Annotated in this window: 26 protein-coding genes; 17 read left to right on the top strand and 9 right to left on the bottom strand. The window is 75.3% G+C overall.

What is annotated here, in order from left to right; genetic code table 11:
* The first annotated feature begins 48 nt into the window (after positions 1-48).
* The 14 genes from uraD to BLT72_RS21155 all read left to right on the top strand — a co-directional run bounded on the left by uraD (position 49) and on the right by BLT72_RS21155 (position 11,874).
* Positions 49-585 (top strand): 2-oxo-4-hydroxy-4-carboxy-5-ureidoimidazoline decarboxylase, encoded by a 537-nt coding sequence (uraD, locus tag BLT72_RS21215; RefSeq protein ID WP_091415956.1) that lies wholly within the window; start codon positions 49-51, stop codon positions 583-585.
* 8 nt (positions 586-593) lie between these two features.
* On the top strand, positions 594-920 hold the full coding sequence (gene uraH / locus BLT72_RS21210; RefSeq protein WP_091415952.1) for a hydroxyisourate hydrolase: 327 nt from the start codon (positions 594-596) through the stop codon (positions 918-920).
* A gap of 85 nt (positions 921-1,005) precedes the next feature.
* A complete protein-coding gene (locus tag BLT72_RS21205) occupies positions 1,006-1,686 on the top strand; it encodes an RNA polymerase sigma factor (protein WP_091415949.1) in 681 nt (226 codons plus the stop codon).
* Between the two features lie 341 nt (positions 1,687-2,027).
* The gene (locus BLT72_RS21200) at positions 2,028-2,216 is read left to right on the top strand and encodes a hypothetical protein (protein ID WP_091415946.1); all 189 of its coding nucleotides are present in this window, start codon (positions 2,028-2,030) and stop codon (positions 2,214-2,216) included.
* A gap of 7 nt (positions 2,217-2,223) precedes the next feature.
* The gene (locus BLT72_RS22440; protein WP_157720593.1) at positions 2,224-2,595 is read left to right on the top strand and encodes a TadE/TadG family type IV pilus assembly protein; all 372 of its coding nucleotides are present in this window, start codon (positions 2,224-2,226) and stop codon (positions 2,593-2,595) included.
* A complete protein-coding gene (locus tag BLT72_RS22435; RefSeq protein WP_157720592.1) occupies positions 2,592-3,020 on the top strand; it encodes a TadE/TadG family type IV pilus assembly protein in 429 nt (142 codons plus the stop codon). The genes BLT72_RS22440 and BLT72_RS22435 overlap by 4 nt, the downstream gene beginning before the upstream one ends.
* On the top strand, positions 3,017-3,427 hold the full coding sequence (locus BLT72_RS21190) for a hypothetical protein (RefSeq protein ID WP_172826148.1): 411 nt from the start codon (positions 3,017-3,019) through the stop codon (positions 3,425-3,427). The genes BLT72_RS22435 and BLT72_RS21190 overlap by 4 nt, the downstream gene beginning before the upstream one ends.
* 31 nt (positions 3,428-3,458) lie before the next feature.
* Complete coding sequence (locus tag BLT72_RS21185; RefSeq protein ID WP_091415941.1) at positions 3,459-4,160, top strand: SAF domain-containing protein; 702 nt, start codon at positions 3,459-3,461, stop codon at positions 4,158-4,160.
* A 1-nt stretch (position 4,161) separates the two neighbouring features.
* Complete coding sequence (locus BLT72_RS21180; RefSeq protein ID WP_091415938.1) at positions 4,162-4,947, top strand: CpaE/TadZ family protein; 786 nt, start codon at positions 4,162-4,164, stop codon at positions 4,945-4,947.
* A 1-nt stretch (position 4,948) separates the two neighbouring features.
* Positions 4,949-6,454, top strand: coding sequence for a TadA family conjugal transfer-associated ATPase (locus tag BLT72_RS21175; RefSeq protein ID WP_091415935.1), 1,506 nt, complete (start codon positions 4,949-4,951; stop codon positions 6,452-6,454).
* Positions 6,454-7,323 carry a type II secretion system F family protein gene (locus BLT72_RS21170; RefSeq protein WP_157720591.1) on the top strand — a complete coding sequence of 290 codons (870 nt, stop codon included), beginning with the start codon at positions 6,454-6,456 and terminating at the stop codon, positions 7,321-7,323. The genes BLT72_RS21175 and BLT72_RS21170 overlap by 1 nt, the downstream gene beginning before the upstream one ends.
* On the top strand, positions 7,320-8,210 hold the full coding sequence (locus BLT72_RS21165) for a hypothetical protein (protein WP_091415929.1): 891 nt from the start codon (positions 7,320-7,322) through the stop codon (positions 8,208-8,210). Before BLT72_RS21170 ends, BLT72_RS21165 begins: the two co-directional genes overlap by 4 nt.
* Before the next feature lie 96 nt (positions 8,211-8,306).
* The gene (locus tag BLT72_RS21160) at positions 8,307-11,276 is read left to right on the top strand and encodes a LysM peptidoglycan-binding domain-containing protein (protein WP_091415925.1); all 2,970 of its coding nucleotides are present in this window, start codon (positions 8,307-8,309) and stop codon (positions 11,274-11,276) included.
* Between the two features lie 37 nt (positions 11,277-11,313).
* On the top strand, positions 11,314-11,874 hold the full coding sequence (locus BLT72_RS21155) for a dihydrofolate reductase family protein (protein WP_091415922.1): 561 nt from the start codon (positions 11,314-11,316) through the stop codon (positions 11,872-11,874).
* A 3-nt stretch (positions 11,875-11,877) separates the two neighbouring features.
* On the opposite strand, the gene BLT72_RS21150 is transcribed toward BLT72_RS21155, so the two are convergent.
* Positions 11,878-12,228, bottom strand: a complete 351-nt coding sequence (locus BLT72_RS21150) for an antibiotic biosynthesis monooxygenase family protein (protein WP_091415918.1) — start codon at positions 12,226-12,228, stop codon at positions 11,878-11,880.
* Between the two features lie 217 nt (positions 12,229-12,445).
* Here BLT72_RS21150 and BLT72_RS21145 point away from each other — a divergent pair, with 217 nt between their 5' ends.
* Positions 12,446-13,768 (top strand): MFS transporter, encoded by a 1,323-nt coding sequence (locus BLT72_RS21145; protein ID WP_091415914.1) that lies wholly within the window; start codon positions 12,446-12,448, stop codon positions 13,766-13,768.
* A gap of 63 nt (positions 13,769-13,831) precedes the next feature.
* Here BLT72_RS21145 and BLT72_RS21140 read toward each other — a convergent pair whose 3' ends face one another.
* The 3 genes from BLT72_RS21140 to BLT72_RS21130 are packed head-to-tail and all read right to left on the bottom strand — an operon-like array spanning position 13,832 to position 16,683.
* The gene (locus BLT72_RS21140; RefSeq protein ID WP_280949233.1) at positions 13,832-16,081 is read right to left on the bottom strand and encodes a heavy metal translocating P-type ATPase; all 2,250 of its coding nucleotides are present in this window, start codon (positions 16,079-16,081) and stop codon (positions 13,832-13,834) included.
* A gap of 52 nt (positions 16,082-16,133) precedes the next feature.
* Positions 16,134-16,355 (bottom strand): heavy-metal-associated domain-containing protein, encoded by a 222-nt coding sequence (locus BLT72_RS21135; RefSeq protein ID WP_091415910.1) that lies wholly within the window; start codon positions 16,353-16,355, stop codon positions 16,134-16,136.
* A 13-nt stretch (positions 16,356-16,368) separates the two neighbouring features.
* Positions 16,369-16,683, bottom strand: coding sequence for a metal-sensitive transcriptional regulator (locus BLT72_RS21130; RefSeq protein WP_091415907.1), 315 nt, complete (start codon positions 16,681-16,683; stop codon positions 16,369-16,371).
* A 546-nt stretch (positions 16,684-17,229) separates the two neighbouring features.
* Between BLT72_RS21130 and dnaB the strand changes: the two genes are divergently transcribed.
* A complete protein-coding gene (gene dnaB, locus BLT72_RS21125; protein WP_197677447.1) occupies positions 17,230-18,576 on the top strand; it encodes a replicative DNA helicase in 1,347 nt (448 codons plus the stop codon).
* A 21-nt stretch (positions 18,577-18,597) separates the two neighbouring features.
* Here dnaB and BLT72_RS21120 read toward each other — a convergent pair whose 3' ends face one another.
* The 3 genes from BLT72_RS21120 to BLT72_RS21110 form a co-directional block, all read right to left on the bottom strand.
* Positions 18,598-19,446 carry an SDR family NAD(P)-dependent oxidoreductase gene (locus BLT72_RS21120; RefSeq protein WP_091415902.1) on the bottom strand — a complete coding sequence of 283 codons (849 nt, stop codon included), beginning with the start codon at positions 19,444-19,446 and terminating at the stop codon, positions 18,598-18,600.
* The gene (locus tag BLT72_RS21115; RefSeq protein ID WP_091415899.1) at positions 19,443-21,002 is read right to left on the bottom strand and encodes a flavin-containing monooxygenase; all 1,560 of its coding nucleotides are present in this window, start codon (positions 21,000-21,002) and stop codon (positions 19,443-19,445) included. The genes BLT72_RS21120 and BLT72_RS21115 overlap by 4 nt, the downstream gene beginning before the upstream one ends.
* Before the next feature lie 63 nt (positions 21,003-21,065).
* A complete protein-coding gene (locus BLT72_RS21110) occupies positions 21,066-21,938 on the bottom strand; it encodes an aldo/keto reductase (protein ID WP_091415897.1) in 873 nt (290 codons plus the stop codon).
* Between the two features lie 177 nt (positions 21,939-22,115).
* Between BLT72_RS21110 and BLT72_RS22610 the strand changes: the two genes are divergently transcribed.
* Positions 22,116-22,262 carry a hypothetical protein gene (locus tag BLT72_RS22610; protein WP_172826146.1) on the top strand — a complete coding sequence of 49 codons (147 nt, stop codon included), beginning with the start codon at positions 22,116-22,118 and terminating at the stop codon, positions 22,260-22,262.
* Positions 22,263-22,290: 28 nt separating this feature from the next.
* On the opposite strand, the gene BLT72_RS21105 is transcribed toward BLT72_RS22610, so the two are convergent.
* Together BLT72_RS21105 and BLT72_RS21100 are read right to left on the bottom strand one after the other, a co-directional pair.
* Entirely contained in the window at positions 22,291-24,294 is a 2,004-nt protein-coding gene (locus tag BLT72_RS21105) for a DUF5107 domain-containing protein (protein WP_197677127.1), read from the bottom strand.
* Positions 24,206-25,513 carry an MFS transporter gene (locus BLT72_RS21100; protein WP_091415894.1) on the bottom strand — a complete coding sequence of 436 codons (1,308 nt, stop codon included), beginning with the start codon at positions 25,511-25,513 and terminating at the stop codon, positions 24,206-24,208. Before BLT72_RS21100 ends, BLT72_RS21105 begins: the two co-directional genes overlap by 89 nt.
* Positions 25,514-25,526 lie beyond the last annotated feature (13 nt).

The following is a 25,526-nucleotide window of genomic DNA, read 5'->3' as shown; positions in this document are numbered from 1 at the left end:
GGGCCGGCAGACCGCCCGCCCGCGCCCCGGCACGAGGAGACGAAGCCCATGACGACGCCCAGGGTCGAGCTGACCGAGGCCGAGCTGCGCGAGGGCCTGACGGCCTGTCTCGCCGTGCCCCGCTGGGTCGACGACGTCGTCGCCCGCGCCCCCTTCGCCTCGCTCCTGGACCTGATGGACGCCGCCGCGGCGGCCGCCACGCCGCTGAGCCCCGAGGAGGTGGACCAGGCGCTCGCCTCCCACCCGCGGATCGGGGAGAAGGCCCGCGGCGACGGCGCGGCGCAGGGCTTCTCCCGGTCGGAGCAGTCGGCCAGCCAGTCCGACGACGAGGCCCTGGCCGCCGCCCTCGCCGAGGGGAACCGGGCCTACGAGGAGCGCTTCGGCCGGGTCTTCCTGATCCGGGCCGCCGGCCGCGACCGCCCGACGATCCTCACCGAGCTGCGGCGGCGGCTGGCCCTGGACGACGCGGCGGAGGCGGCCATCGTGGCCAGCGAGCTCCGCGACATCGCCCTGCTGCGCATCCCGCAGCTGTTCGGCCACCTCGACCACCACTCCGGCTTCAACGACCCCGAAGCGGCCGAGTGACCAGTCGCGTGACGACGCACGTGCTCGACGCCGTGGCCGGGCGACCGGCGAGCGGGATCGGGGTGGCGCTGGAGGTGGCGGCCCGGACGGGGTGGCGCCCGGTCGCGGAGGGCCGGACCGACGACGACGGCCGCGTCGGCGACCTGGGGCCGGCCGACCTCGAGCCGGGCACCTACCGGGTCCGCTTCGCCACCGGGCCCTGGTTCGCGGCCGCCGGGGTGGCGGCGTTCTACCCCGAGGTGGTCATCCCCTTCACCCTCGCCGACGCCGCGGCGCACTACCACGTGCCGCTGCTGCTGAGCCCGTTCGCGTTCTCCACCTACCGGGGGAGCTGAGCCGCCAACACCGCGCCGCAGCGGACAACACCGGCGGCGTGTCGGCCAACAGCGCGGCCAACACGCGCTCGCGAGGCTCGGCGACGTGGAGAGAGCCCTCGCCGTCCCCGTCCTCCGGTCCCCCTTCGCCCTGGTCGACGCCCTCAACCGGGAGTGGGCGGCGCTCGGCCGGGCCGACCTGGACGTGGCCGTCACGGCGGCCCGGCGGGGTGACGACGGGGTCCTGCACCGGCTGGTCGCCGCAACCCTGGACGGCGACCGGCTGGCCGGCCGGGTGGTGCTGCAGTCCCAGCTGGGCCGGCTGGTGCGGATGGCGGCGCGGGACCCCGTCGCTCCCGTGGACGACTACGTCAGCGCCTTCTGGTGCGTCCTGGCGGCCTACCCGCTGCAGCGCCGGCCGGTGCGGGTCGCGGCGAACCTGGCGCTGGACACCCTGAAGCAGGTGCACCGCGACCGGCGGTGGATGGGCCGGAGCCCGGTGGCCGTGCTCGTGGCGGGGGACGACCTGGAGCCGATCCTCGACCGTGCTCGCCCGCCGAGCGAGGAGCCGGAAGCCGCGGCGGGGGACCTGATCCGGGCCGGGGAGCGGCTGCGGCTCATCGACCGGCCGACGGGCCGGCTGCTGCACGCGGTGTACGTCGACGGGCTCAGCGGACGCGAGGCGGCGGTGCGGTGCGCGACGACGCCCGGGTCGCTCCGGGTGCGCTGCAGCCGGGCCGTCCACCGGCTGGCCGCGCACGCCGACGAGCTGGCGGAGGCGGCGTGAGCTGGTGCTTCTGCGGCGCTTGGGACGCCAGCGACAGGACGGACCGATCGGACACCACCTGGCGCTGTTCGCCACCACCATTTCTGCTGCGACCCCTCCCCGTGCAGCGCTCGGACGGCCATAGTGGGCAACTCCACGACCGGTCGACGGCGCTGTGCCCCGCCCGGTCCGCGTTCGGGGGTGGACGTGCAGCAGGACTGGGTCGACGTGCGTCGAGGCCGGCGCTCTCTGGACGACCGCTGCCCGCACCCGCACCCCTCGTTCTCCGCGCCGGACGTCGTCCGCCGCCTCACCACTCGGGGGCTCCGCGTCGGCCGGGCCCGCACTCGGAAGGACCACCCATGAACGCGAAGAGCCTCGTCCTCTCGGTCGTCGGTCTGCTCGTGCTGCTCCGCGACCCGGGACGGCGCGACGAGCGCGGACTCAGCCAGTCGGCGGAGAACGCGATCCTGCTGGCCGGGGCGGTGACGGTCGCGCTCATCGTCATCGGGGCGATCACCACCTACGTCTCCGGCAAGATGCCGAAGTAGCCGAGCGGTGCCCCGACGTGACGAGCGCGGGCTCAGCGAGAGCGTGCAGTTCGCCGTCGTCTGGCCGGTGCTGGTGCTGGTGACGCTCGGCGTCCTGCAGGCGGGCCTGTGGCTGCACGGCCGCAACGTCGCCCTGCGCGCCGCGTCTGCCGCGGTCGACGCCGCGCGCGGCAGCAGCGGCTCGGAGGCGGCGGCCCGGGAGGCGGCCGTCGAGCTCGCGCGCAGCGGCGGCCTGGACGTCGTCTCGGTGGACGTGGTGCGGGGCGCGGTCGACGTCCGCGCGACCGTGACCGCCGCCTCGCCCCTGCTGCTCGACCTCGGGCTCGGCGAGCTGCACGAGACCGCCGCGGCACCGCTGGAACGGGTGACGCCACCGTGACCGCCCGCCGCGCGGACCGCGGTTCGGTGGCGGTCGAGCTGACCCTGGTGGTGCCGGCTCTCGTGCTGGTCCTGGGGCTGCTGGTGGCCGGCGGGCGGCTCTGGTTCGCTCGGGCGACGGTGGTGGAGGCGGCGCAGAGCGCTGCTCGTGCCGCCTCGCTCGCCCGCAGCGCCGGCGCGGCCGGTGCCGACGGGCGCGCGGCGGGTCGGGCGTCGCTCGGCACGGCCGGGCTCGTCTGCTTAGACACCAGGGTCGAGGTGCAGACCGCCGGCTTCGGGGTGCCGGTCGGCACACCGGCCACCGTCCGCTCGACGATCGGCTGCACCGTGCCGCTGGGCGACGTCGTGCTGCCCGGCCTGCCCGGGTCCATCCGGCTGACCGGCGAGGGAGCCGCAGCGCTCGACACCTACCGGGCTCGGCGGTGACCTGTCCCGTCCGCGACGAGCGCGGGCAGAGCGTGAGCCTCTTCGTGCTGCTGGTGATGGGCGCCCTGGTCCTCGTGGCCGGGCTGGTGGTCGACGGCGGCCAGAAGGTCGCCGCCGCCGGGCGGGCCGAAGCGGCGGCGGCCGGGGCCAGCCGGGCCGCGGGCAACGCGGCGGCCACCCGGCAGCTCGGGGGAGCGGAGCCGGCGGGCGCCGCCGTGCTGGCCGCGAAGGCCTACCTCGCGGGCGACCCGACCGTGCAGGGCACGGTGAGCCTGCGCCAGGGCGTCGTCCGGGTGGAGACGCGATCGAGCGCTCCGACGATCTTCCTGTCCGTGGTCGGCCTGGCCACCGTGACCGGCACGGGCTCCGCCGAGGCCGTCGTCGTGCCGACCGGAGGGGTCCGGTGACCCTCGAGAACCGTCGAAGCGGGAGAACGCCGTGAGCATCGACCTCCGTCCGCGCGCCCGATCGGCCCGCCGCCCGCCGGCCGAGCAGGCGGTGCACACGACGGCGCCGGCCCCGCCCGACCTGCCCCGGCTCCCCGGCCGCCGCAACCCGCGCTGGATCGCCCTCGGGGTGCTGGCGCTGTGCCTGGGCGCCCTGCTGTCGGCCGTCGTCTACGCCCGGTTGGCGTCGGAGACGACGGTGGTCGCGCTGGCCGGCACCGTCTACCGCGGCGAGGCCATCCAGCGCGACGACCTGACGACGGTGCGGTTGCGCGACGGCACCCTCCCCGACACGGTGCCGGCGGACCGGTTGGAGAGCCTGGTGGGCCAGCGGGCGGTGTTCGACCTGCCGGTCGGCTCGGTGCTCCCGGCCGCCGCGGTCGCTCCGGTCGCGGTCCCGGCCGACGGACGGGCTGCCGTCGCCCTCAAGCTGGTCACGGGCCGGGCGCCGGAGGGTCTGCTACCGCCCGGCTCCCCGGTCCGGCTGGTCGCCCTGCCGGCCGCCTCGACCCAGGGCGGTGCCGCCGACCGGCTCGCCGGGAAGACCTACCGGGCCCGGGTCGTCGAACAGGTGCCGGGCGTGGACGGCGCGTCGATCGTGCTCACCGTCGACGTCGACCAGCAGCAGGCGCCGACCGTCGCCCTGCTGGCCGCGCAGGAGCGGATGACCGTCGTCCGGGACGCGGGCCGCTGAGATGGCCGTCCTCGTCCTGACCTCGTGCAGCGGCTCGCCGGGCGTGACGACGCTGGCCGTCGGACTGGCCCTCACCTGGCCGCGGCCGGTGCTGCTCGTCGACGCCGACCCGGGCGCCCCGCAGGCCGTGCTCGCCGGCTACCTGACCGGGCGATCCGCCGGCGGCAAGGGGCTGCTGCGCGTCGCCGAGGCGCACCGCGACCGGCGGGACCTCCGCGAAGCCGTCGTCGACCAGTGCCTCACCCTGGCCGAGACCGACGGCGACCGCCGGCTGTTCCTCCCCGGCTTCACCCGCCCCGGCAGCGCCGGCCACTTCGCCGGCGTGTGGGACGACCTCGCGGACACCTTCGACCGGCTCGGTGACGTCGACCTCGACGTGGTGGTCGACGCCGGCCGGCTGGGCCCGCTGGGGCTGCCGCCGGCCCTGCTCGAGCGGAGCGCGCTCACCGTCGTCCTGCTCGGCTCCAGCCTCCGGGCCGTGCTCGCGGCCCGGGTGCAGCTGCCGGTGCTGGCCGAGGCGCAGCGGGCCGGTCACGGGGCCCGCGGGCGCACCGGCCTGGTCGTCGTCGACGAGGGGCACCCCTACCGGGCCGCCGAGATCGGCAGGGCCCTGGGCGTCGAGGTCGTGGCCCGGCTGCCGCACGACCCGTCGTCGGCGGCCCACTTCTCCGACGGCGCCCCGCAGCACCGCAAGTTCGCGGCCGCGCCGCTGGTCACGGCGCTCCGGAGCACCGCGTCGACCTTCGCCGGCGTGCTGCAGCAGTCGACCGCCCTGGTGAGGAGCTGACGTGGACGAGCGCACGGGCGCCGTCCCGGACCTCGACGCGGTCCCGGCCCTCCGCGAGCTCGCCGACGAGCCCGGCTGGGGTCCCGCCTCCGCCGCGAGCGCCCCGCCGCGTCCCGGCGTCGGGCACCTGACGCGGACCGAGGCCGCCGCGCGCCCGGACCTGTTCGCGGCGGAGCTCGACTGGGGCCAGGTCGGCGAGCTCCGTCGCCGGGCGTCGGAGCTCATCACCGCGGAGAGCACCGCGCAGCAGCGGTCGGGCGGGCGGGCACTCCAGGGCGACGACCGGCTGCTGCTGGGTCGGGCCCTGATCCGGCGGGTCGTCGGCGACCACGTCCGCGCCCTCCACCGGGCCGGGGCCGAGCTGTGGTCGCCGGCCCAGGAGCAGAACTACGTCACCGCCGTCGAGGACGCCGTCTTCGGCTACGGGCGGCTGCAGCCGCTGCTGGAGATGGGCGAGGTGGAGAACATCGAGATCCACGGCTGGGACTCCGTCGTCGTGCAGTACGGCGACGGCCGGCGCGAGCGGATGCCGCCCGTCGCCGACAGCGACGACGAGCTGGTGGAGGCCATCCGGTTCCTGGGGCAGAACGGGCAGCCGTCCCGGCCGTTCGACGACACCCACCCCTCGATGACCCTGGCGCTGGGGGAGCGGTTCCGGCTGCACGCGATCGGCTTCGGCCTGTCCTACCGGCCGAGCGTGGTGATCCGGCAGCACACGCTCACCGACGTCTCGCTCGCCGAGCTGGCCGACGGCGGGCTGATGCCGCTCGAGGTGGCGCGCTTCCTCGACGCCGCGATCCTGGCCCGCAAGTCCGTCGTCATCTCCGGCGACCAGGGCGCCGGCAAGACGACCCTGCTGCGGGCGCTGGTCCACGCCATCCCGGCCGACGAGCGCTTCGGCACGCTGGAGACGGACTACGAGCTGATGACCCACCGGCAGCCCGGGCGGGAGAACATCCTCGCCCTGCAGGCGCGCACGGGCCACGGGGAGACCTCCGGCGGGACCCGGGTCGGCGAGGTGACCATCGCCGACCTCATGCCGGAGGCGCTCCGGCAGAACCTGTCGCGCCTCGTCGTCGGCGAGGTGCGCGGCGGCGAGGCGGCCGCGATGTTCGAGGCGATGCAGGCCGGCACCGGCACCTTGTCGACGACCCACTCCCACTCCGCCGAGTCGACCATCGACCGGCTCGCGTCCCGGGTCGCGCAGGGCGGGGTCCTCACCATCGACGAGGCCTACCGGCAGATCGCCCACAACATCCACCTCCTGGTCCACGTCCGGCTGCAGGACGACACCTGGAAGGGCGGGGTCCGGCGGCGGTTCCTGTCCGAGATCCGGCAGGTCACCCGCGCGACGGAGAACGGCCGCCCGGTGACCCACCTGACCTACTCCGCGACCGGGACCGGCCCCCAGCCGCCCGGCTTCTTCCCCGATGCGGACTTCGAGGCCGAGCTGCTGGCGTTCCGCCGGCCGCTGCCCCGTCGGCGGGCAGCGGAGGGACGGCGGTGATGGCCCTCGCCGCCCTCGCGGGCCTGCTGCTGGTCGGCGGGGTCTGGCTGGTGGCCGGCGGGCTGCAGCGGCGGGTGCCGCGCGGCCGGGTCGGGACGGGAGGGTCGTACGCCGCCCGGTGGGCCCGGTGGACCCGGCGCCCGCCCGGGAGCCGTGGTCGCCGTCGCGACGTCGTGCTGGCCGCCAGCCTGCTGGCGGGCACGGGGGTCGCAGCCGCGACCGGCTGGCTGATCGCGCTGCCCCTGGGGCCCGCGGTCGCGCTCGGGCTGCCGTACCTGCTCACGGTGCCGCGACCGCGCGACGTCCCCCTGCTGGAGGCCCTCGACCGCTGGGTGCGCTCGTTGAGCGCCACCCTGGCCACGGGCAAGTCGATCACCGACGCCCTCCGCATCTCCCGCCGGACCTCCCCACCGCTGCTCGCCGACGAGGTCGACACCCTGGTCGCCCGGCTGAACAACCGCTGGGACACCCGGGAAGCGCTCCTGCGGATGGCCGACGCCCTCGACTCGCCGGACGCCGACGCCGTCCTCGCGGCCCTGGTCCTCGCCTCCCACCGGGGGACCAACGGCGCCTCCGTCACCCTGTCGGCGCTGGCCGACTCGCTGCAGGCGACCCTGCAGGGCCGGCGGGCGATCGAGGTCGAACGGTCGAAGCCCTACGTCGTCGTCCGGCAGGTCACCGTGATCTCCCTCGGCACGCTGCTGGTGGCTCTCGCCGTCTCCCCGGACTTCTTCGCCGCCTACCGCAGTGGACTCGGCCAGCTGGTGCTCAGCGTGCTGCTGCTGGCCTACCTGGGGTCCCTGCTGCTGATGCGCCGCAAGGCCCAGCAGCGCGAGCGCCCGCGCATCCTCGTCGGGGCCGAGCGATGACCTCCGCCCTCGTGCTGCTCGCCGGGGCGCTGCTGGCGGCCGGGCTGGTCGCGCTCGTGGCGGCGGTGGTGCCCACCGCGCCGCAGCTGGAGGCGGCGTTGGATCGGGCCGGCGAAGCGGGCCGGGGGTCGGGGCGACGTCGGGACGCCGGTCCGGTCACCAGCCGCTCGGAACGGCTCGGGGCGGCCCTGTACCGACGGGCGCCCGTCCCGCTCTCGGAGCGGCAGCGCCGGGCCCTCGAGCTGCAGGACACGTCGATCGCCGAGTTCTCCGCCGACAAGGCGGTGATGGCCCTGGTCGGCGCGGTGCTGCCGGCGGTGGTCGGCCTGACGGTCGGCTGGCTGACGGGCTCCGTCGGTCCGCTGCCGGCGGTCGCCGCCCTGGCCGGCGCCGTCGTCGGGTTCTTCGTCCCCGACCTGCTGCTCCGCCGGACGGCGGTGGTGGTCCGCTCCCACGCGGTGGAGGCCCTGCTGCTCTACATCGAGCTGGTCACGCTCGAGCGGCTCACCAACGCCTCGGCCCCGCAGGCGCTGTGGAACGCGGCCCAGCTCAGCGAGGTGCCCCTGTTCCTGCAGGTCCGCTCCGCGCTGGAACGGGCCCGGCTGGAGCAGCAGCCGCCCTACCCCGAGCTGCGGCGGCTGGCCGGCCAGCTCGACCTGCCGGAGCTGGCCGACGTCGCCGACGTCATGCAGCTCGACGAGACCGGCGCCGCCCTGTCCGGCGCTCTGCGGGCCCGCGTCAAGGAGCTGCGCGACGCCCACCTCACCCAGGAGCAGATCAAGGCCGGCGCCGAGGCTGAGGGGATGACGCTCTACATGACCCTGCCCGCCCTCGTCTTCGGCTTGATCTTCCTGGTCGCCGCGATGCTCAAGATCTTCGGTGCCTGAGCACGGACAACACCGTCCCCGGACGGACAACACTCGGCCGTTCCCCCGCGGCCGCCGCACCGCCAGGCTGGTCGGGTGGGGGAGAGGGGGAGCCGGATGACGCGGTGGCTGCGCGGCGTCGGCGCCCTGCTGCTCCTGCTCGCGCTGCTGGGCGGAGTTCCGCTGCTGCTCCTCGCCGTCGGAGCGCGCTGGCCCACGACCTGGAGCCCGCGGGTGCTGCTGCAGCCCGACGACGGGACGGTCCTGCTCGCGCTGATCACCGCTGCCGCCTGGTCGGCGTGGGCGGTGCTGGTGGTCTCGGTGCTCGCCGAGCTGCTGACGGTGGCGACCAGGGCGCGGGTGCGCATCCGGCTGCCGGGGCTCGCCGGCCCCCAGCGCCTGGTCGCCGGGCTGGTCGTCGCGGTGCTGGCGCTGGCCGCCGCGCCCGCGGTCCCGCACGTCGGGCTCCCGCCCCCGGCGGCGGAGGCGCAGCCACGGCCCGCCCCAGCACCCCCGGCGGTCGGACCGCGGGCGGCCGGGCCCACCGCGACCCGCGCTGCCGACCCACCGGTGGACCCGTCCACCGTCGTGCACGAGGTGCAGCGCGGCGACGACCTCTGGACCCTGGCCGAGCGCTACTACGGCCAGGGCCGCGACTGGCGCCGCATCGCCGCGGCCAACCCGGACCGGCTCACCGGCGGGCCCGACCGGCTCGAGGTCGGCTGGCGCCTGCAGGTCCCGGGCGCGCTCCCGGTGGTCACCGCCGCGGCCGGGACGCCGGAGACGGTCACGGTGCGAGCCGGGGACACCCTCAGTGCTCTCGCGGAGCAGGAGCTGGGCGACGACCGCCGCTGGCCCGAGCTGTTCGACGCCAACCGCGCCGTCCTGGACGACCCCGACGAGCTCGACGTCGGGACGCGCCTGGTCCTGCCGCTCGAGGGCGGACCGGGGGTCACCCGCCCGGAGCCCGAGCCGGAGGAGCCCGCCGTCGCGCCGGCGCACCCACGCCCGCTCCCGCCGGCCGCGGACGGGGCGCCGCCGGCCGCACCGACCACCCGGCCCGCGCCCGCACCGCCGACACCCGAGGCCCCGACAGCCGAGACCCCGACACCCGAGACCCCGACACCGGAGACCGCGGTGGAGGCCGCCCTGCCCCTGGCCGCGGTCGGCGGCCTGCTCGCCGCCGGGCTGCTGGCGGGTCTGGCCGCGCGTCGACGCCGTCAGCTTGCGGCCCGGCCGGTCGGCCGCCGGATCGTCCACCCCGACCCGGCGACGGTCCCGCTCGAGGCGGCGCTCGGCCGCACCCAGCGGCCGCTCACCCTGCGGACCCTGGACCAGGCCCTGAGGGCTGTCGCGGCCGGGTGCCGGGACCGGCGGCTACCCCTCCCGGCGCTCCAGCTGGTGCTGCTCGCGCCGGACCGGATCGAGCTGCGGCTCGCCGCCCCCGCCCCGCACGCGCCGGTCGGCTTCGAGGTCGCGGGCGCGGCCGACGTCTGGGTGCTGGACCGGCCGGGGGCGGACCACCTCGCCGCGGTGCCTGCCAGCGACGAGCTGCTGCGGCCCTGGCCGACGCTGGTGACGCTCGGGAGGGACGCGGAGAACCGGACCGTGCTCGCCGACCTCGAGTCCCTGCGGCTGCTGCAGCTGGTGGACCAGCCCGCCGCCGCGCGGGCCGTGCTGGCCGCGTTGGCGGTCGAGCTGTCCTTCTCGCCCTGGGCCGAGGAGATGCGGCTGACGCTGCTGGGGCGCGACGCCCGGCTCCCGGACGCCCTCGGGGCGCACACGGTCGAGCAGACCGTCGACGTCGACGGTCTGCTGGACCGCCTGGAGCGCCGGGCCGCGGTGCAGCGACGGCACCAGCCGCAGGCGGTGCTCGGCCAGCACCGTCTCGACCCCGACCTGGCCGAGCCGTGGGCTCCGGAGGTCGTCCTGGTCGACCACCCGCTGACCGCGGCGCAGACGGACCGGCTGCGCTCCCTGGTGGGCGACCAGCCACACGTCACCACGGCGGTCGTGGTCGTCGGTGACGTCGACGCTCCCTGGCGGCTCGGCGCCGGCGACCGCGCGGGCGGGGCGGCGACGACCAGCCGGCTGGAGCCGGCCGGCCTCGACCTCGTCCCGCAGGCACTGAGCGGGGCGGAGACGGACGGCGTCCTGGAGCTGGTCGCCGCGACCGGTCGCACCAGCACCGGGCCGGCGCCGTGGTGGAACGTCGAGGTCGCCGAGCCCGAGCCGCCACCCGACAACGTGACCTACCTGGGCAGGCGGTTCGGTGGCTGGTCGGCAGAGACACGGGGGGAGGGGGACGAGGTGGCGGCGATCCGGACGGCGACGGCCCTCGCCGCCGACGCGCGCGTCGACCACCCGACCCTGCTGGTCCTCGGGCCCGTCGAGCTGCTGGGGGCGACGGGCACCCCGCCGCCGCGGGCCGCCCGGCAGTGTCTGGAGTACTGCGGGTGGCTGCTCGAGCACCCCGGCCGGACCGCGCGCGACATGGCGTCGGCACTGGCGGTCGCCGAGGGGACCCGGCGCTCCAACGTGAGCCGGCTGCGCAGCTGGCTGGGTGCCGACGCCGCGGGCGAGCCCTACCTGCCCGACGCCTACACGGGTCGGATCGCGCTGCACCCCGCCGTCAGCTCCGACTGGCAGCAGGTGCAGATCCTCACCGCCGGCGGGGTGGACCGGGCCGGTGACGAGGCCCTCCGCGCCGTGCTCCAGCTGCTCCGCGGCGCCCCGCTCGCCGACGCCGCCCCCGGTCAGTGGCACTGGGCCGAGGAGCTGCGGACCGACCTGATCTCCTGCGTCCGCGACGTCGGGGTCGAGCTGGCGGGACGCGCCCTGGAGGCCGGCGACGTCGGGCTGGCGCGCTGGGCCGCCGCCCGCGCCCTGGCGGCCGCACCGGGGGACGAGCTGCTGCTCGCGGCGCGCATCCGCACCGAGCACCGGGCCGGCAACGGGGCCGAGACGGAGCGGCTCACCCTCCAGCTGGCCGGGCAGGCGCGACGGCTCGGCGTCGACCTGGACCCGGCGACGGTGACGCTGCTCCAGGAGGTGGTGGAGGGCCAGGTCCGGGCCCGGATGGCGTGACGTCGGAACTGTCAGTGGTCGGTGGGAACGTGCGGCCATGACGACGCAGTACTACACCGCGACGAGCATCGACGGCTTCATCGCCGACGCCGACAACTCCCTCGACTGGCTCTTCCAGCTCGAGGACCCCGAGGCCGCGGAGATGCAGCAGGAGTACCCGCGCTTCCTCGCCGCCGTCGGCGCCCTCGCCATGGGTTCGACGACCTACCAGTGGCTCGCCGACCACACCGGCTTCCTGGAGGACCCCGGCAAGTGGGAGTACACCCTGCCCACCTGGGTCTTCTCCAGCCGCGACCTCCCGGTCCCCGACGGGCTGGACATCCGGCTCGTCTCCGGGGACGTCCGGCCCGTGCACGCCGCCATGGTCGAGGCGGCGGCGGGCCGGAACGTGTGGCTGGTCGGCGGCGGTGAGCTGGTCGGGCAGTTCCACGACGCCGGCCTGCTCGACGAGGTGATCCTCGGCCTGGCGTCGGTGGTCCTCGGCTCCGGCGCACCGTTGCTGCCGCGGCGGATCACCACCCCGCCCCTCGAGCTCACCGAGGTGCGCCGGTACGGGAGCACCTTCGTCAGCCTGCGGTACCGCGTGCCGCACGGCTGACCGTCAGCCGGGGGCGGCCCCGGTCCCCACCACGGTGGTGAGCGCGTAGTGCCGCATCTCCTCGATGTCGGTGAGGTAGGGCCGGATGGCGGCGAAGAACGCCCGGAAGTCCGGTCCCTGCCGGAAGCCGCCCAGGTGGTCCGCGCTCGACGTCCAGCGGATCCGCAGGACGTAGTGCTCCGCCCCGTCGGGCTCGACCGCGGCCGGCCCCGTCTGCTCCTCCGTCCGGCGCGTCAGCTCGTAGTCGACGCAGTAGGGCGAACGGTCCAGCACCGCGGCGGCCTTCGCGTAGGCGGCCTCGAACTCCGGGCCGCCCTCGCCCGGGATCCGGTAGCGGATGTACTCGACGATCATGGCGCTCCTCGGCGGTGGCTGCTGCGGACGGGTCCGCCCGCCCGCCCATCGCAGCACCTCCTCCGCGGTCCTGACCACCCCTCGCCGGGGTGGGCACCGGCTGGCAGGCAGGCTTCGGCGGTTGGCCGGGAAAGCGCTGGTGGGCCACCAGCCACGGTGCCTACCGTGTGCGCGCAGCGGCCGCCGCCGCTGCCCCTGACCTCTGCGCGAGAGAGCCATGACCTCGATCCCGACCTCCGCCGACCCGACCTCGACCGACCCCGGGCCCGGCCCGGCGGCAGGGGGCCGCCGCCCGCGCCTGCACCCGGCCTGGTGGGTCGCCGTGGTGGCCTTCGTCGCCCTGCTCGGCGCGGCCGGCTTCCGGTCCGCCCCGGGGGTGCTGATGGTGCCGCTGGAGGAGGAGTTCGGCTGGTCCCGCAGCCTGATGTCCTTCGCGGTCAGCGTCAACCTCGTCCTCTACGGGCTGATGGCCCCGTTCGCCGCGGCGCTGATGGACCGGTTCGGGTTGCGCCGGGTGACGAGTGCGGCCCTGCTGCTCGTCGCCGCGGGCAGCGGGTTGACGGTGTTCCTCCGCGAGGGCTGGCAGCTGGTGCTCACCTGGGGGCTGCTCATCGGCGTCGGCACCGGCTCGATGGCCATGGTGTTCGCCGCCACGATCGCCAACCGGTGGTTCGTGGCCCGTCGCGGTCTGGTGATGGGCATCCTCACCGCCGCGGGCGCGACCGGGCAGCTCGTCTTCCTGCCGGTGATGGCCGGCCTGGTCGAGAGGTCGTCGTGGCGGGCCGCGTCCCTGGTGGTCACGGTGGCGTCGCTCGCCGTCGTCCCGCTGGTCCTCCTGGTGCTGCGCGACCACCCGGCCGACCGGGGCGTCCGGGCCTACGGTGCACCCGCCGACGTCCCGGAGCCGCCCCGTCCCGACCCGGCGGGCGCCGTCCGGCGCACCCTCGCGGCCCTGCGCCGGGCGTCGCGGGTCCCGACGTTCTGGGCGCTCGCCGGCGGCTTCGCCATCTGCGGGGCGACGACCAACGGGCTGATCGGTACCCACTTCGTGCCCTCGGCCCACGACCACGGCATGGCCGAGACCACCGCGGCCGGGCTGCTGGCCCTGGTCGGGATCTTCGACATCGTCGGGACGATCGTCTCCGGCGCGCTCACCGACCGCATCGACCCGCGCCTGCTGCTCGTCGCCTACTACGCCTTCCGGGGCCTCGGCCTGGCCGTGCTGCCGTGGCTGCTGTCGGCGCAGATCCACCCGAGCATGCTCGTGTTCATCGTCATCTACGGCTTGGACTGGGTGGCCACCGTGCCGCCGACGGCCGCGCTGTGCCGGCGCGCGTTCGGCGCGGACGGCACCATCGTCTTCGGCTGGGTGTTCGCCTCCCACCAGGTCGGCGCCGCCATCGCCGCGTCGGTGGCCGGGGTGGTCCGTGACGTCACCGGCCAGTACACCCTCGCCTGGTTCGGCGCCGCCGGGCTCTGCGTCGTCGCCGCCGCGGTGTCGTTCGGCATCCGTCGCGGTGCCCCGCCGGTCCCGGCCTGAGGGCCCTTCGACGGGCTCAGGGCGCGAGGGCCAGGCGCGGTGCGGCGCCAGGCTCGCGATGCATCAGGAGAAGCGGGCCCGGAAACGGCGCAGCCGCAGGCTGTTGGTGACCACGAAGACCGAGCTGAGCGCCATCGCCGCCCCGGCGAACAGCGGGTTGAGGAAGCCGGCGGCAGCGAGCGGGATGGCGGCCACGTTGTAGGCGAAGGCCCAGAACAGGTTGCCCTGGATGGTGCGCAGCGTCGCCCGGGCCAGCCGGATCGCGTCGGCCGCCACCCGCAGGTCGCCGCGGACCAGGGTCAGGTCGCTCGCCTGGATGGCGGCGTCCGTCCCCGTGCCCATCGCGATGCCCAGGTCGGACTGGGCCAGCGCCGCCGCGTCGTTGACGCCGTCGCCCACCATGGCCACCCGCCGGCCCTCGGTCTGCAGCCGCTGGACGACGGCCACCTTCCCCTGCGGGCGCACCCCGGCGATCACGTCGTCGATCCCCACGGCCGCGGCGACGGCGCGGGCGGCGATCTCGTGGTCGCCGGTCAGCAGCACCGGGCGCAGCCCCAGCGCCCGGAAGGCGCGGACCGCGTCCGCCGAGGTCGGCTTGACGGTGTCGGCCACGGACAGCACCCCGCGGGCGCGGCCGTCCCAGCCGGCGACGACCGCCGTCCGTCCCGCCGCCTGCGCGGCGTCGTGCGCGGCCTGCACGTCGACGCCGACGGTCAAGCCCTCGGCCGCCAGCAGCTCCGGCTGGCCCACCACGACCACCGGCCCGTCGGTCAGCTGGGCCAGCACGCCCAGCCCGGGGCGGTTGGTCACCGTGCTGACGGCGGGCAGCGGTCCGGCGACGGTGGCCGCGTGCTCGGCGACCGCCCGGGCGATCGGGTGCTCGGAGCCTGACTCCGCCGCGCCGGCGAGCCGCAGCAGCTCCGGCTCCGTCGCGTCGAACGCGTTGACCGCGACGACGGCCATCCGGCCCTCGGTGACGGTGCCGGTCTTGTCCAGGACGACCGTGTCGACGCGGCGCGTCTGCTCCAGCACCTCGGGACCCCTGATGAGGATGCCCAGCTGGGCGCCGCGGCCGGTGCCGACCATCAGGGCGGTCGGCGTGGCCAGGCCGAGGGCGCACGGGCACGCGATGATCAGCACCGCGACGGCGGCCGTGAAGGCGAACGAGGCGTCGGCGCCCGCGAGCAGCCAGCAGCCCAGGGTCGCCGCGGCCAGCACGAGGACGACGGGCACGAAGACGCCGGAGACGCAGTCGGCCAGCCGCTGGACGGCGGCCTTGCCGGTCTGCGCCGCCTCGACCAGCCGGGCGATCTGCGCCAGCTGGGTGTCCGCGCCGATCCGGGTGGCCTCGACCACCAGCCGGCCGGAGGTGTTGAGGCAGCCGCCGACCACGTCGTCGCCCGGCTCGCGCTCGACGGGGACCGGTTCGCCGGTGACCAGTGACGTGTCGACCGCGCTGCGGCCGGCGACGACCACGCCGTCGGTGGCGAACGTCTCGCCCGGCCGGACGACGAACTGGTCGCCCACCCGCAGCTGCTGCACCGGGACTGTGCGCTCCACGCCGTCGACCAGCAGGGTGGCGTCGGACGCGCCGAGCTCCAGCAGGGCCTTCAGCGCCGCGCCGGACCGGCGCTTGGCCCGCGCCTCGAACCAGCGACCGAGCAGGATCAGCGCCGTGACGCCGACGGCGACCTCGAGGTAGAGGTTCGCCGTGCCGCCCATCGGGTTGCGCTCCAGCCGCAGGGCGGCGGCGTGGGTGAAGCCCCAGGCCCCGGCCGGTCCGGTGAGCAGGGCGAACAGCGACCAGCCGAGCGCGGCCAGGGTGCCGACCGAGATCAGGGTGTCCATGGTGGCGGCGCCGTGCCGCAGGTTGACGGCGGCGGCCCGGTGGAACGGCCAGCCGGCCCACAGCACCACCGGCAGGGTGAGCACCAGGCTCAGCCACTGCCAGCCCGGGAACTGCAGCGGCTCGACCATGGCCAGCAGCACCACCGGGAGACCGAGCGCCGTCGCGACCAGCACCCGGCGACGGAGGGCGGCCGGGTCGTCGTCGTGGCCGTGCCGGTCGGGCGCGGGCACCGAGGCGCCGTACCCGGTCTTCTCGATGGTGGCGATCAGGGCGTCCGTCCCCACCGACGGCGGGGCCTGCACCGTCGCCCGCTCGGTCGCGTAGTTGACCGTGGCGTGCACGCCGTCGAGCCGGTTGAGCTTCTTCTCGATCCGTGCGGCGCAGGAGGCGCAGGTCATCCCCTGCACGTCCAGCTGGACGGTGGTCAGCGCGGTGAGCGCGGTGGGTGTGGTGGGCGTGGTCACGGGGGCACCTCCTCGAGGCGGGCTGGGTCGACGCGACGGAGCGGGGCGCGCCTCAGACGAGCGCGTAGCCGGCCTCGTCGACGGCGGCGGCGACGTCCGCGCGGTCGACGGCGGTGCTGCTGGTCACGGCCACCTCGCCGCGCTCGAGGTCGACGCGGACGCCGGTCACGCCGGGGAGGGCGCCGACCTCCTCGGTCACCGCGTCGACGCAGTGCTGGCAGGTCATGCCGCTGACCTGGTAGGTCTGGGTGCTGGGGGTGCTCGCGCTGGTCATGGGGTCCTCCCGGTCAGGAACGGACGAGGCGGGCGATGGCCGCCGACGCCTCGCGGATCTTCTCGTCGGCCTCGGGGCCGCCCTCGGCGGCCGCCCGGACGACGCAGTGCGACAGGTGGTCGTCGAGCAGACCGAGCGCGACCGACTGCAGGGCGCTGGTCATCGCCGACACCTGGGTGAGGATGTCGATGCAGTACTTCTCGTCCTCGACCATCTTCTGCAGCCCGCGCGCCTGGCCCTCGATGCGCCGGAGGCGTTTGAGGTACTCGTCCTTGCTGCTGATGTAGCCGTGGTGGGTCTCGGCTCCGGGGGCGTGCTCGGTGGTCATGTGACTACGGTACCCCCCTAGGGTACTAATGCACGACCCGTGGTCATGTTCCTCCTGACGAGAGGCACCTTCGGTCCGCCGACCGTGGGAGATTTGTCCACAGACTCACCAGCAGCCTGTGGGTACTAACCCGGCACGAGCTGCTTGTCAACCGGCCGAGACGGCTCCGGGAGTGTCGGCAGATTTCTGCAGAGCAGTTGTCGTCCACGGGCGGGGGACAGCATCTTCCCTGGTCAGGGCCACATCGCGGGCTCAACCGGGCCGTCGTCCCCAGGCGTCCCCCGCGCTGCGCACAGGACGGGTGCGTGTCCCCCACAGGATCTCCCCGGTTGTCCACAAGGCCTGTGGACAACTGGCTTCCGGGTGGTCACCAGACGGCGTACGTTGTCCCCTGGTCGCGCCGGGGGGCGGCGGCCGCGGGCAGAAATGTCAGCGGTGCAACTTACATTCGAGGGCGGGAACGGGTGGCTGACCACCCGCCGTCGCCGACCGCCGGGAAGGGACGTCCCGGCCGAGAGGGGAGTGCGCGTGAGCCTGGCCGAGGTGATGACGCCGTACCGGGACGAGGCGCCGCGGACGCCGGACCGGACGCCGCCCCAGGACATGGACGCCGAGCAGTGCGTGCTCGGCGCGATGCTCATGTCCAAGGACGCCATCGCCGACGTGGTCGAGGTCCTCCGAGGCGTCGACTTCTACCGGCCGGCCCACGAGCAGGTCTACGACGCCGTCGTCGACCTCTACGGCCGCGGCGAGCCCGCCGACGCCATCACGGTCTCCGCCGAGCTGGGCAAGCGCGGCGAGCTGGTCCGGGTGGGCGGGGCGCCGTACCTGCACACCCTGCTCTCCAGCGTCCCCGTCGCCGCCAACGCCGGCTACTACGCCGAGATCGTCCGCGAGAAGGCGATCCTGCGCCGGCTGGTCAACGCCTCCATCAAGATCGGCCAGATGTCCTACGCCGGCGAGGGGGACGTCGACGGCATCGTCGACCGCGCCCAGGCCGAGGTCTACGCGGTCACCGACCGCAGCGCGTCGGAGGACTACAAGCCGCTGTCGGAGCTCATGCAGCCGACCCTCGACGAGATGGAGGCCATCTCCTCCCGCGGCGGCAACCTTGGCGGTGTGCCCACCGGCTTCGCCGAGCTCGACGACCTCACCAACGGCCTGCACCCCGGCCAGATGATCATCGTCGCCGCCCGCCCCGGCATGGGGAAGTCGACCCTGGCGTTGGACCTGGCCCGCTCGGCGTCGATCAAGCACGGCCTCACCTCGGTGATCTTCAGCCTGGAGATGAGCCAGATCGAGATCACCATGCGGCTGCTGTCGGCGGAGGCGAGCATCCCGCTGTCCCACATCCGCGGCGGCCGGATGAGCGACGACGACTGGAGCCGGGTCGCCACCAAGATGGGCCAGGTGTCCGAGGCGCCGATGTACATCGACGACTCCCCGAACCTGACCATGGTGGAGATCCGGGCGAAGGCCCGCCGGCTCAAGCAGCGCCAGGACCTCAAGCTCGTGGTCATCGACTACATCCAGCTGATGACCTCGGGCAAGAAGGTCGAGTCCCGCCAGCTGGAGGTCTCGGAGTTCTCCCGCCAGCTCAAGCTGCTGGCCAAGGAGCTGGAGGTGCCCGTCGTGGCGCTGTCCCAGCTGAACCGTGGTCCCGAGCAGCGCACGGACAAGAAGCCGATGCTGTCGGACCTGCGTGAGTCCGGCTCGCTGGAGCAGGACGCCGACATGGTCATCCTGCTGAACCGGCCGGACATCCACGACAAGGAGTCCGAGCGGGCCGGGGAGGCCGACATCGACCTGGCCAAGCACCGCAACGGCCCCACCAAGACCCTGACCGTGGCCTTCCAGGGCCACTACTCCCGCTTCACGGACATGCAGCACTGATCCGACGGGTCAGGGCCGGCGTCAGCGGCGCCGCCCACCACCGCCCATCAGCCAGCTCAGCGCCCTGACGTGCCCGACCGGCAGCAGCCGGGCGAGGGCGTCCGGCACCTTGGCGCTGGGGGCGATGAGCAGCCGCACCCGGCGGTGCTCGACCGCCTCGAGGATGTCCGCCGCGGCGCGCTCCGCCGGGTAGGTGAGCACGCGCGCTGCACGCGCCTTGCCGACGGCCGCCTGCTGCGGGTCGACCCCCTGGCCCACCCGGGCCGTCTCGGCGATGCGGGTCCGGATGCCGCCGGGGTGCACGGTCGTGACCCCGACGCCGCGGCCCCCCAGCTCGGCCTGCAGCACCTGGCTGAAGCCGCGGAGGCCGAACTTGCTCGTCGCGTAGGCGCTCTGCCCGGGAGGCGCGATCAGCCCGTACAGGCTGGAGACGTTGACGACGTGGCTGCCGGGGGAGGCGAGCAGCGTCGGCAGCAGGTGGTGGGTGAGGGTGACCGGGGCGGTCAGGTTGACCCGCAGGACGGCGTCGAAGTCCTCGAGGCTGATCTGGTCGAAGCGGCCCGCCAGGGCGATGCCGGCGTTGTTGACCAGCAGGTCCACGCGGGGGTGCGCGGCGAGGATCTCGGCGACCAGCGAGGCGATCCGGGCGGTCTCGGCGAGGTCGACGACGTGCACCTCCACGCCCAGGCCCGGGTGGGCGACCCGCACGGCCGCGGCCACCCGGTCCAGCCGGTCGGCGTCGCGGTCCAGCAGGACCAGCGCGGTGCCGCGGTCGGCGAGCTGGTGCGCCAGCTGCTCGCCCATCCCGCTGGCGGCGCCCGTCAGCACGGCCGTCGCGCCGGCGAAGACGAAGGGCTCCAGCCGGCTCATGCGGTCACCCCCGCGGGCGTCGGGACGGCCGGGCGCTGCGCCGTCGCAGCAGCGGGAGCGGGGGCGACGTCGAAGCGCAGTCCCTCGTCCACCCGCCCGAGGCGCATCCGCAGGCTGTCCAGCACGTAGTTCTGCGGGACGGTCCACGGGTCGCGCGAGCCCTGGACGGGCAGCGTCGTCAGGGCCCGCTGGACGTAGCCCGACCGGAGCGGCATCACCGGTCGCTCCTCGAGGTCCGCCGGCCGGACCGGGTAGCCGAAGCCCCGGCGTCGTCGGCGCAGGTGGTTGAGGTAGCGGCAGACGTAGCGGCTCGACAGGTCGGCCCGCAACGACCAGGAGGCGTTGACGTAGCCGATCGCCAGCGCGAAGTTCGGGACGCCGTCCAGCATCAGCCCGCGGTAGACGGCCCGCTCCGGCAGCACGACCGGGACGCCGTCGACGTCGAGGGAGAAGCCGCTCAGCAGCTTCATCTGCAGGCCCGTGGCGGTGACCACGACGTCGGCCTCCAGGACGCGGCCCGACACCAGGCGGATGCCCTCGGGCACGAAGCGGTCGACGCGGTCGGTGACCACCTCGGCCTCGCCCCGCTCGACGATCTTGAGCAGGTCGCTGTCGGGGATGACGCAGAGCCGCTGGTCCCAGGGGTCGTAGCTGGGGGTGAAGTGCTCGGCCGCGAACTCCGGTCCCATCCGGCCGACGATCGGCTTGCTCAGGTAGCTGCGCGCCAGGTCGGGACGGCGCCGGCTCAGCTGGTAGAAGGCCTGGCCGAGGGCCAGGTTGCGGGCCCGGACCACCCGGTGCGCCACCTTCGGCGGCAGCCGCCGCTTCAGCCGGCGGGTCACCGGGTCGTCCTGGCGCTGGGAGACCACCCAGGTGGGCGTCCGCTGGAGCATGACCGGGTGCGCCCCCTCCCGGGCGAGCGCGGGGACCAGCGTGACCGCCGTGGCCCCCGAGCCGATGACGACGACCCGCCGGCCGGCGACCACGAGGTCCTCGGGCCAGAACTGCGGGTGCACCACCTGGCCGGCGAAGTCGTCGAGGCCGGGGAAGTCGGGGGTGTGGCCCCCCGTGTAGTCGTAGTAGCCGGAGCACGCGTAGAGGAAGCCGCAGGACCAGGTCTCCGTCGGCCCGTCCGACCGCTGCGCCGTGACCGTCCAGCGTGCGGCCTCCGACGACCAGGACGCGTGCACCACCGTGGTGCCGAACCGGATCCGCCGGTCGATCCCGTTCTCGGCCGCGACGTCGGCGATGTAGGTGCGGATGCTCTCGCCGTCGGCCAGCGTCTGCTCGCCCTCCCAGGGGCGGAAGAGGTAGCTGAACGTGAAGACGTCGGAGTCCGACCGGACGCCGGGGTAGCGGAACAGGTCCCAGGTGCCGCCGATCCGCTCGCGCGCCTCGAGCACCGCGTAGGTGCGGTCCGGGCACTCGGTCTGCAGACGGTAGGCCGCCCCGACGCCGGACAACCCGGCCCCGATCACCAGCACGTCGACGGTGTGGTCGGGGGTCTCCCGGGCCGGGGTGGTGGGGCCGTCGCCGGCCACGGTGCCATCGCTCATGCCCTCAGTCTGCCCGCGGGCCCGAGAGCGGGCGCCGACCGGTTGGTCGGCGCCCGCCGGGAGTCAGCGGACGGCGTCGGTGAGCCGGCCGAACTCGTCGTCGCTGAGCTGCAGGCTGGCCGCGGCCAGGTTGTCCTCCAGGTGCGCGACGGTCGAGGTGCCGGGGATCGGCAGCATGACCGGCGAGCGGCGCAGCAGCCACGCCAGCGCCAGCTGCGACGGGGTGGCCCCGTGCTCCTGCGCCAGGGCGTCGAGCGGGCCGCCCGGGCGGGACAGCTGGCCGGTGGCCAGGGGGAACCACGGGATGAAGGCGATGCCCTCGGCCTCGGCGTGGTCGAGCAGCGGCTCCGCCGAGCGGTCGGCGAGGTTGAACAGGTTCTGCACCGAGACGATGGTCGCGGTCTGCTGCGCCTCCTTCAGCTCCTCGACGCTGACCTCGGAGAGACCGATGTGGCGGATCTTGCCCTCGTCCTGCAGCTCCTTGAGCGTGCCGACCTGGTCGGCGAGGGGGACCTGCGGGTCGATGCGGTGCAGCTGGTGGAGGTCGATGCGCTCCAGGCCCAGGTTGCGCAGGCTCAGCTCGACCTGCTGGCGGAGGTACTCGGGGCGGCCGACGGGCTGCCAGTCACCGGGGCCGGGGCGGGTCAGGCCGGCCTTGGTCGCGATCACCAGGTCGTCGGCGTAGGGGTGCAGCGCCTTCTTGATCAGCTGCTCGGCGACGACGGGACCGTAGGAGTCGGCGGTGTCGATGAAGGTCACGCCCAGCTCGACGGCGCGCTGGAGGACGCGGACGGCCTCGTCGGGGTTCTTCGGGTCGCCCCACACACCGTCGCCGGTCAGCTGCATGCTGCCGTAGCCGAGGCGGACGACGGGCAGGTCGCCGCCGAGGGCGAAGGTGCCGGAGGCCTGGGCGGAGGGGGTCAGGGTGTCGGTCACGGGGTGCTCCTTCAGGTGCGTGGACGTGCTCGTTCACCCGGTGACAACCCGGGGATGGCCCCGGTTCTTCCCCCGTCTGGTGCCCCGCAGCCCCGACCTCGGGGTGGGGGCTGCTGCGACCCCGGTAGATTTGAGGCCTACGAGCTGCACCGGAGACGGTGCGTAAAGGAGAACACGATGGGAATGCTCAGAGGTCTGCTCAAGGGCGCCGTGGTCGCGAAGGTGATCCAGGTCGCGCAGCGCGAGCTGTCCAAGCCGCAGAACCAGCGCAAGATCAAGGAGGGACTGGGCAAGCTCTCCCAGTCCACCCGCAAGAAGCACTGATCGCTCCCGATGAGCCGCGCCGCCTGACTCACGTCGTCGGCGCGGCCATCGAGAAGTCGTAGACGGCCGGCAGCGGCTCCCGGCGGGCGGCGCTGGCCGCCTCCTCCGGGGTCGGCCCCGCCGCCCTCGACCCCGTGGCCCGCAACCGCAGGGCCCGGTACCCGTACCAGAGGTCCTCCAGCAGCCGGGCGCCCTCGCGCAGCTGCGGCACCACCAGCCCGGGCTCGAGCAGTCCGCCCGCCCGGTCCGCGTCCCCCACCGCCACCGCCGCCCGCGCCTCGGCCAGCTGCACCCGCGGTTCCGCGCGGACGCCGGCGCCGAGGGCGTCCACCCGGTCCAGCACCGCGGCGGCCCGGTCCGCCTCCAGCAGCAGCGCCAGCTCCTCGAGCACCAGCGCCAGCACGTCCGGCGCGAGCGCCCGGGCCTCCGCGTAGGCGGCCAGGCCGGCGTCGACGTCGTCCTCGGCCACCAGCACGGCCAGGTTGCGCCACGCCCACGCCGTCGGCTCGACCGCCAGCGACCGCCGCCACGCCGACTGGGCCGCGTCCTCCTCGCCCGCGTAGCCCTCGGCGACCCCGCGCAGCAGGTCGGCGGCCGGTCCGCCGGTCGTCCGCAGCCGAGCGAGCCAGGCGGGCGCCACCTGGTAGGACGGCGGCGGCTGGCCCAGGTCCAGGTCGACCCGCCCGGTCTCCAGCAGCCGGAGCCAGGGCCGCTGCTCCGGGCCGAGGGTGGCGTCGGGGAAGGGGGTGCCCGGCAGGTCCAGCGGCGGCTCGCCGTCGGCCACCCGCCGGTGTCGTTCGAGCGCTCCCCAGCCCGAGCCGGTGTGCAGCACCTCGACGGGCGGCCGGTCCACCAGCGCCGCCGCGCCCGCCGCCGCCGCGTCCAGCCAGGCCTGCGGCGCCGACGCCTCGAGCGCGCGCTCCACCGCCGCCGCCCCCACGGACCAGTCGGGCGCGTGCGCCGCCGCCGCGTCGACCTGCAGCGGGCCGTAGGTCTCCAGCCACGACCAGCGGGTCCGGGCGGGCAGCGGGACGTGCTCCAGCTGGGTGCGCGCGACGCCGGCCTGGATCTCGAGGTAGGCGCCGCCGTCGGGCGACAGCCACTCCTGCCAGTGCCGCCCGCCCGGCCCGGTCCCCCAGACGAAGAGCTTCCGCCCGCGCAGCCGCGGCGTCGAGGACTGCACCAGCCCGGCGCCCTGACCGTCCAGCGCGGCCACCCAGGGTCGCGGGCTCGCGGCGAGGTCGAAGAAGTAGTCGACGGCCGCGGGCGAGCGGGTCGGGTAGCTGCGGTCCACGCCCTCGACCACCGGCATCGGCACCTGGCTGACCACCCGGGCGTCGTCGAACGTCCAGGCGGCGTGGGCCGGCGTGAGCACCCGGACGTCGTCGGCCTGCGGGACCGCTGCGTTCGACCACCAGTAGAGCGGCACCGTCGCGTCGGTCGGGTTGGTCACCGTGACGTGCACGAGCAGGTGCTCGGCCCCGTCCGGCAGGCTCGCGTCGACCTGCTGGACCAGGCCGCGCATCCGCTCGTACTCGTGCAGCCGGAGGACCGGCGTCCCGTCGTCGGCCCGCACGCGGGAGGCGTGCAGCGGGCTGCAGGTGAGCGCGGTGTGCCCGGTCAGCCCCAGGTTCCACTCGACGCCGCCGGCGAACCAGGCGTCGCGGAGGGCCAGGTCGGCCCGCTGCAGGGTGGGCGGGCTGAACAGCAGCTCACGGCCGGTGCGCAGGTCCAGCAGCGACCACAGCCGGCCGCCCTGCCCGAGCAGGAAGGTGGCCCGCAGCCGGTCGTTCTCCAGCACCGCGACCGGGTGCTCGACCGGCCGGCGCCGGCGGTCGTAGTCGGACTGCACCAGGTAGGGCAGCACGGACGGCACGGCGCCGTACGCCATCCCGCGGCGCATCTCCTCGTCGGCGGCCCCGGGTGCGGCCGACGCGTGCAGGTCAGCGGGCGAGCGGAGCGGCGGCAGCGGGTCCGGCGGCCCGAGCGGCGACGTCAGCAGGGTCAGCGTGTCCAGGCGCAGCGAGCTCATGGCTGCTGCCTACCACCTGCGCCCGGGCCCGGTCCTCGTGGGCGAAGCTGAGCAGCGCCAGACCGAGGCCCAGCACCCCGAGCCCGACCCCGACCCAGCTGGGCGCCAGGTAGCCGAAGCCGGCGGCGATGACCAGCCCGCCGAGCGCGGCCCCGATGCTGTTGGCGATGTTGAGCGCGGAGTGGACGAGCGCCGCGCCGAGCAGCTGGGCCTCGCCCGACACCGCGATCAGCCGGGCCTGGACGCCCGGGATGATCACCATGTTGGTGAGGCCGACGGCGAAGGCGCTGACGAAGACGCCGACGGGGTGCCCGCCGGTGAGGGCCATCGCCACCATCGAGGCGAGGAAGAACGGGAAGCCGACCAGCACCGTCCGGCGCAGGTCGCGGTCGGCGGCCCAGCCGCCGAACAGCGTGCCGAGGGTCATCCCGACGCCGATCGCGGCCAGCACCCACGGCACCGCCGACGTCGACAGGCCGGCCTCCACCCGGACGACCTCGGCGATGTAGGAGTAGACGGCGAAGAAGCCGCCGAAGCCGATGGCGCCGACGGCCATCATCAGCCAGAGCTGCGGCAGCCGGAGGACCCGGAGCTCGCGGCGGACCGAGGCGCCGACCGACGCCGGCTGGCGGGGGACGGCCAGCGCGACCGCGAGGAGGGTGAGCAGGAACAGCCCGGCCACGACGAGGTAGGCGGCCCGCCAGCCGGCGAGCTGGCCGACCCGGGTGATCAGCGGGACCCCGACGACGTTGGCGACGGTCAGCCCGGTGAGCACGAAGGCGATCCCCTGGCCCTGCTTGCCGGGACCGAGGATCCTCCCCGCCACCAGGGCCGCGGTCCCGAAGTAGGCGCCGTGCGGCAGGGCGGCGACGAAGCGGGCCGCCACCACCCAGCCGAACGTGGGCAGCACCGCCGAGGCGACGGTGCCCAGCGCCAGCACCCCGACGAGCAGCAGGATGAGCAGCTTGCGCGGCACCGTCACCGACAGCGCCGCGAAGACGGGCGCCCCCACGACGACCCCGAGCGCGTAGGCGCTGATGAGCCAGCCGGAGCGGGCGATCGCGGCCTCGGGGTCGGCGGCCGTGAGGCCGGGGAGCAGGTCGCGGGCGAGATCGGGCAGCAGGCCCATGGCCACGAACTCGGTGGCCCCGATGCCGAAGCCGCCGAGCGCGAGCGCGAGCAGCGCGAGCCAGCGACGGGTGGGGGAGAGGGGTGGCACGAGACCTCCGGGT

The organism is Friedmanniella luteola, assembly GCF_900105065.1.
In the GTDB taxonomy this organism is placed as follows: domain Bacteria; phylum Actinomycetota; class Actinomycetes; order Propionibacteriales; family Propionibacteriaceae; genus Microlunatus; species Microlunatus luteolus.
Note: the sequence above shows the minus strand (reverse complement) of the source record. Positions and strands in the feature narration are given on the sequence as shown.

Coding starts and splice junctions, on each gene's coding strand:
- BLT72_RS21130 (WP_091415907.1), bottom strand. CDS start 16,683: ATGACCACCGAGCACGCCCCCGGAGCCGAGACCCACCACGGCTACATC.
- BLT72_RS21165 (WP_091415929.1), top strand. CDS start 7,320: ATGACCTCCGCCCTCGTGCTGCTCGCCGGGGCGCTGCTGGCGGCCGGG.
- BLT72_RS21150 (WP_091415918.1), bottom strand. CDS start 12,228: ATGATCGTCGAGTACATCCGCTACCGGATCCCGGGCGAGGGCGGCCCG.
- BLT72_RS21180 (WP_091415938.1), top strand. CDS start 4,162: ATGGCCGTCCTCGTCCTGACCTCGTGCAGCGGCTCGCCGGGCGTGACG.
- BLT72_RS21135 (WP_091415910.1), bottom strand. CDS start 16,355: ATGACCAGCGCGAGCACCCCCAGCACCCAGACCTACCAGGTCAGCGGC.
- BLT72_RS21145 (WP_091415914.1), top strand. CDS start 12,446: ATGACCTCGATCCCGACCTCCGCCGACCCGACCTCGACCGACCCCGGG.
- BLT72_RS21200 (WP_091415946.1), top strand. CDS start 2,028: ATGAACGCGAAGAGCCTCGTCCTCTCGGTCGTCGGTCTGCTCGTGCTG.
- BLT72_RS21120 (WP_091415902.1), bottom strand. CDS start 19,446: ATGAGCCGGCTGGAGCCCTTCGTCTTCGCCGGCGCGACGGCCGTGCTG.
- BLT72_RS21170 (WP_157720591.1), top strand. CDS start 6,454: ATGGCCCTCGCCGCCCTCGCGGGCCTGCTGCTGGTCGGCGGGGTCTGG.
- dnaB (WP_197677447.1), top strand. CDS start 17,230: ATGACGCCGTACCGGGACGAGGCGCCGCGGACGCCGGACCGGACGCCG.
- BLT72_RS21160 (WP_091415925.1), top strand. CDS start 8,307: ATGACGCGGTGGCTGCGCGGCGTCGGCGCCCTGCTGCTCCTGCTCGCG.
- BLT72_RS21155 (WP_091415922.1), top strand. CDS start 11,314: ATGACGACGCAGTACTACACCGCGACGAGCATCGACGGCTTCATCGCC.
- BLT72_RS22610 (WP_172826146.1), top strand. CDS start 22,116: ATGGGAATGCTCAGAGGTCTGCTCAAGGGCGCCGTGGTCGCGAAGGTG.
- BLT72_RS21115 (WP_091415899.1), bottom strand. CDS start 21,002: ATGAGCGATGGCACCGTGGCCGGCGACGGCCCCACCACCCCGGCCCGG.
- BLT72_RS21105 (WP_197677127.1), bottom strand. CDS start 24,294: ATGAGCTCGCTGCGCCTGGACACGCTGACCCTGCTGACGTCGCCGCTC.
- uraD (WP_091415956.1), top strand. CDS start 49: ATGACGACGCCCAGGGTCGAGCTGACCGAGGCCGAGCTGCGCGAGGGC.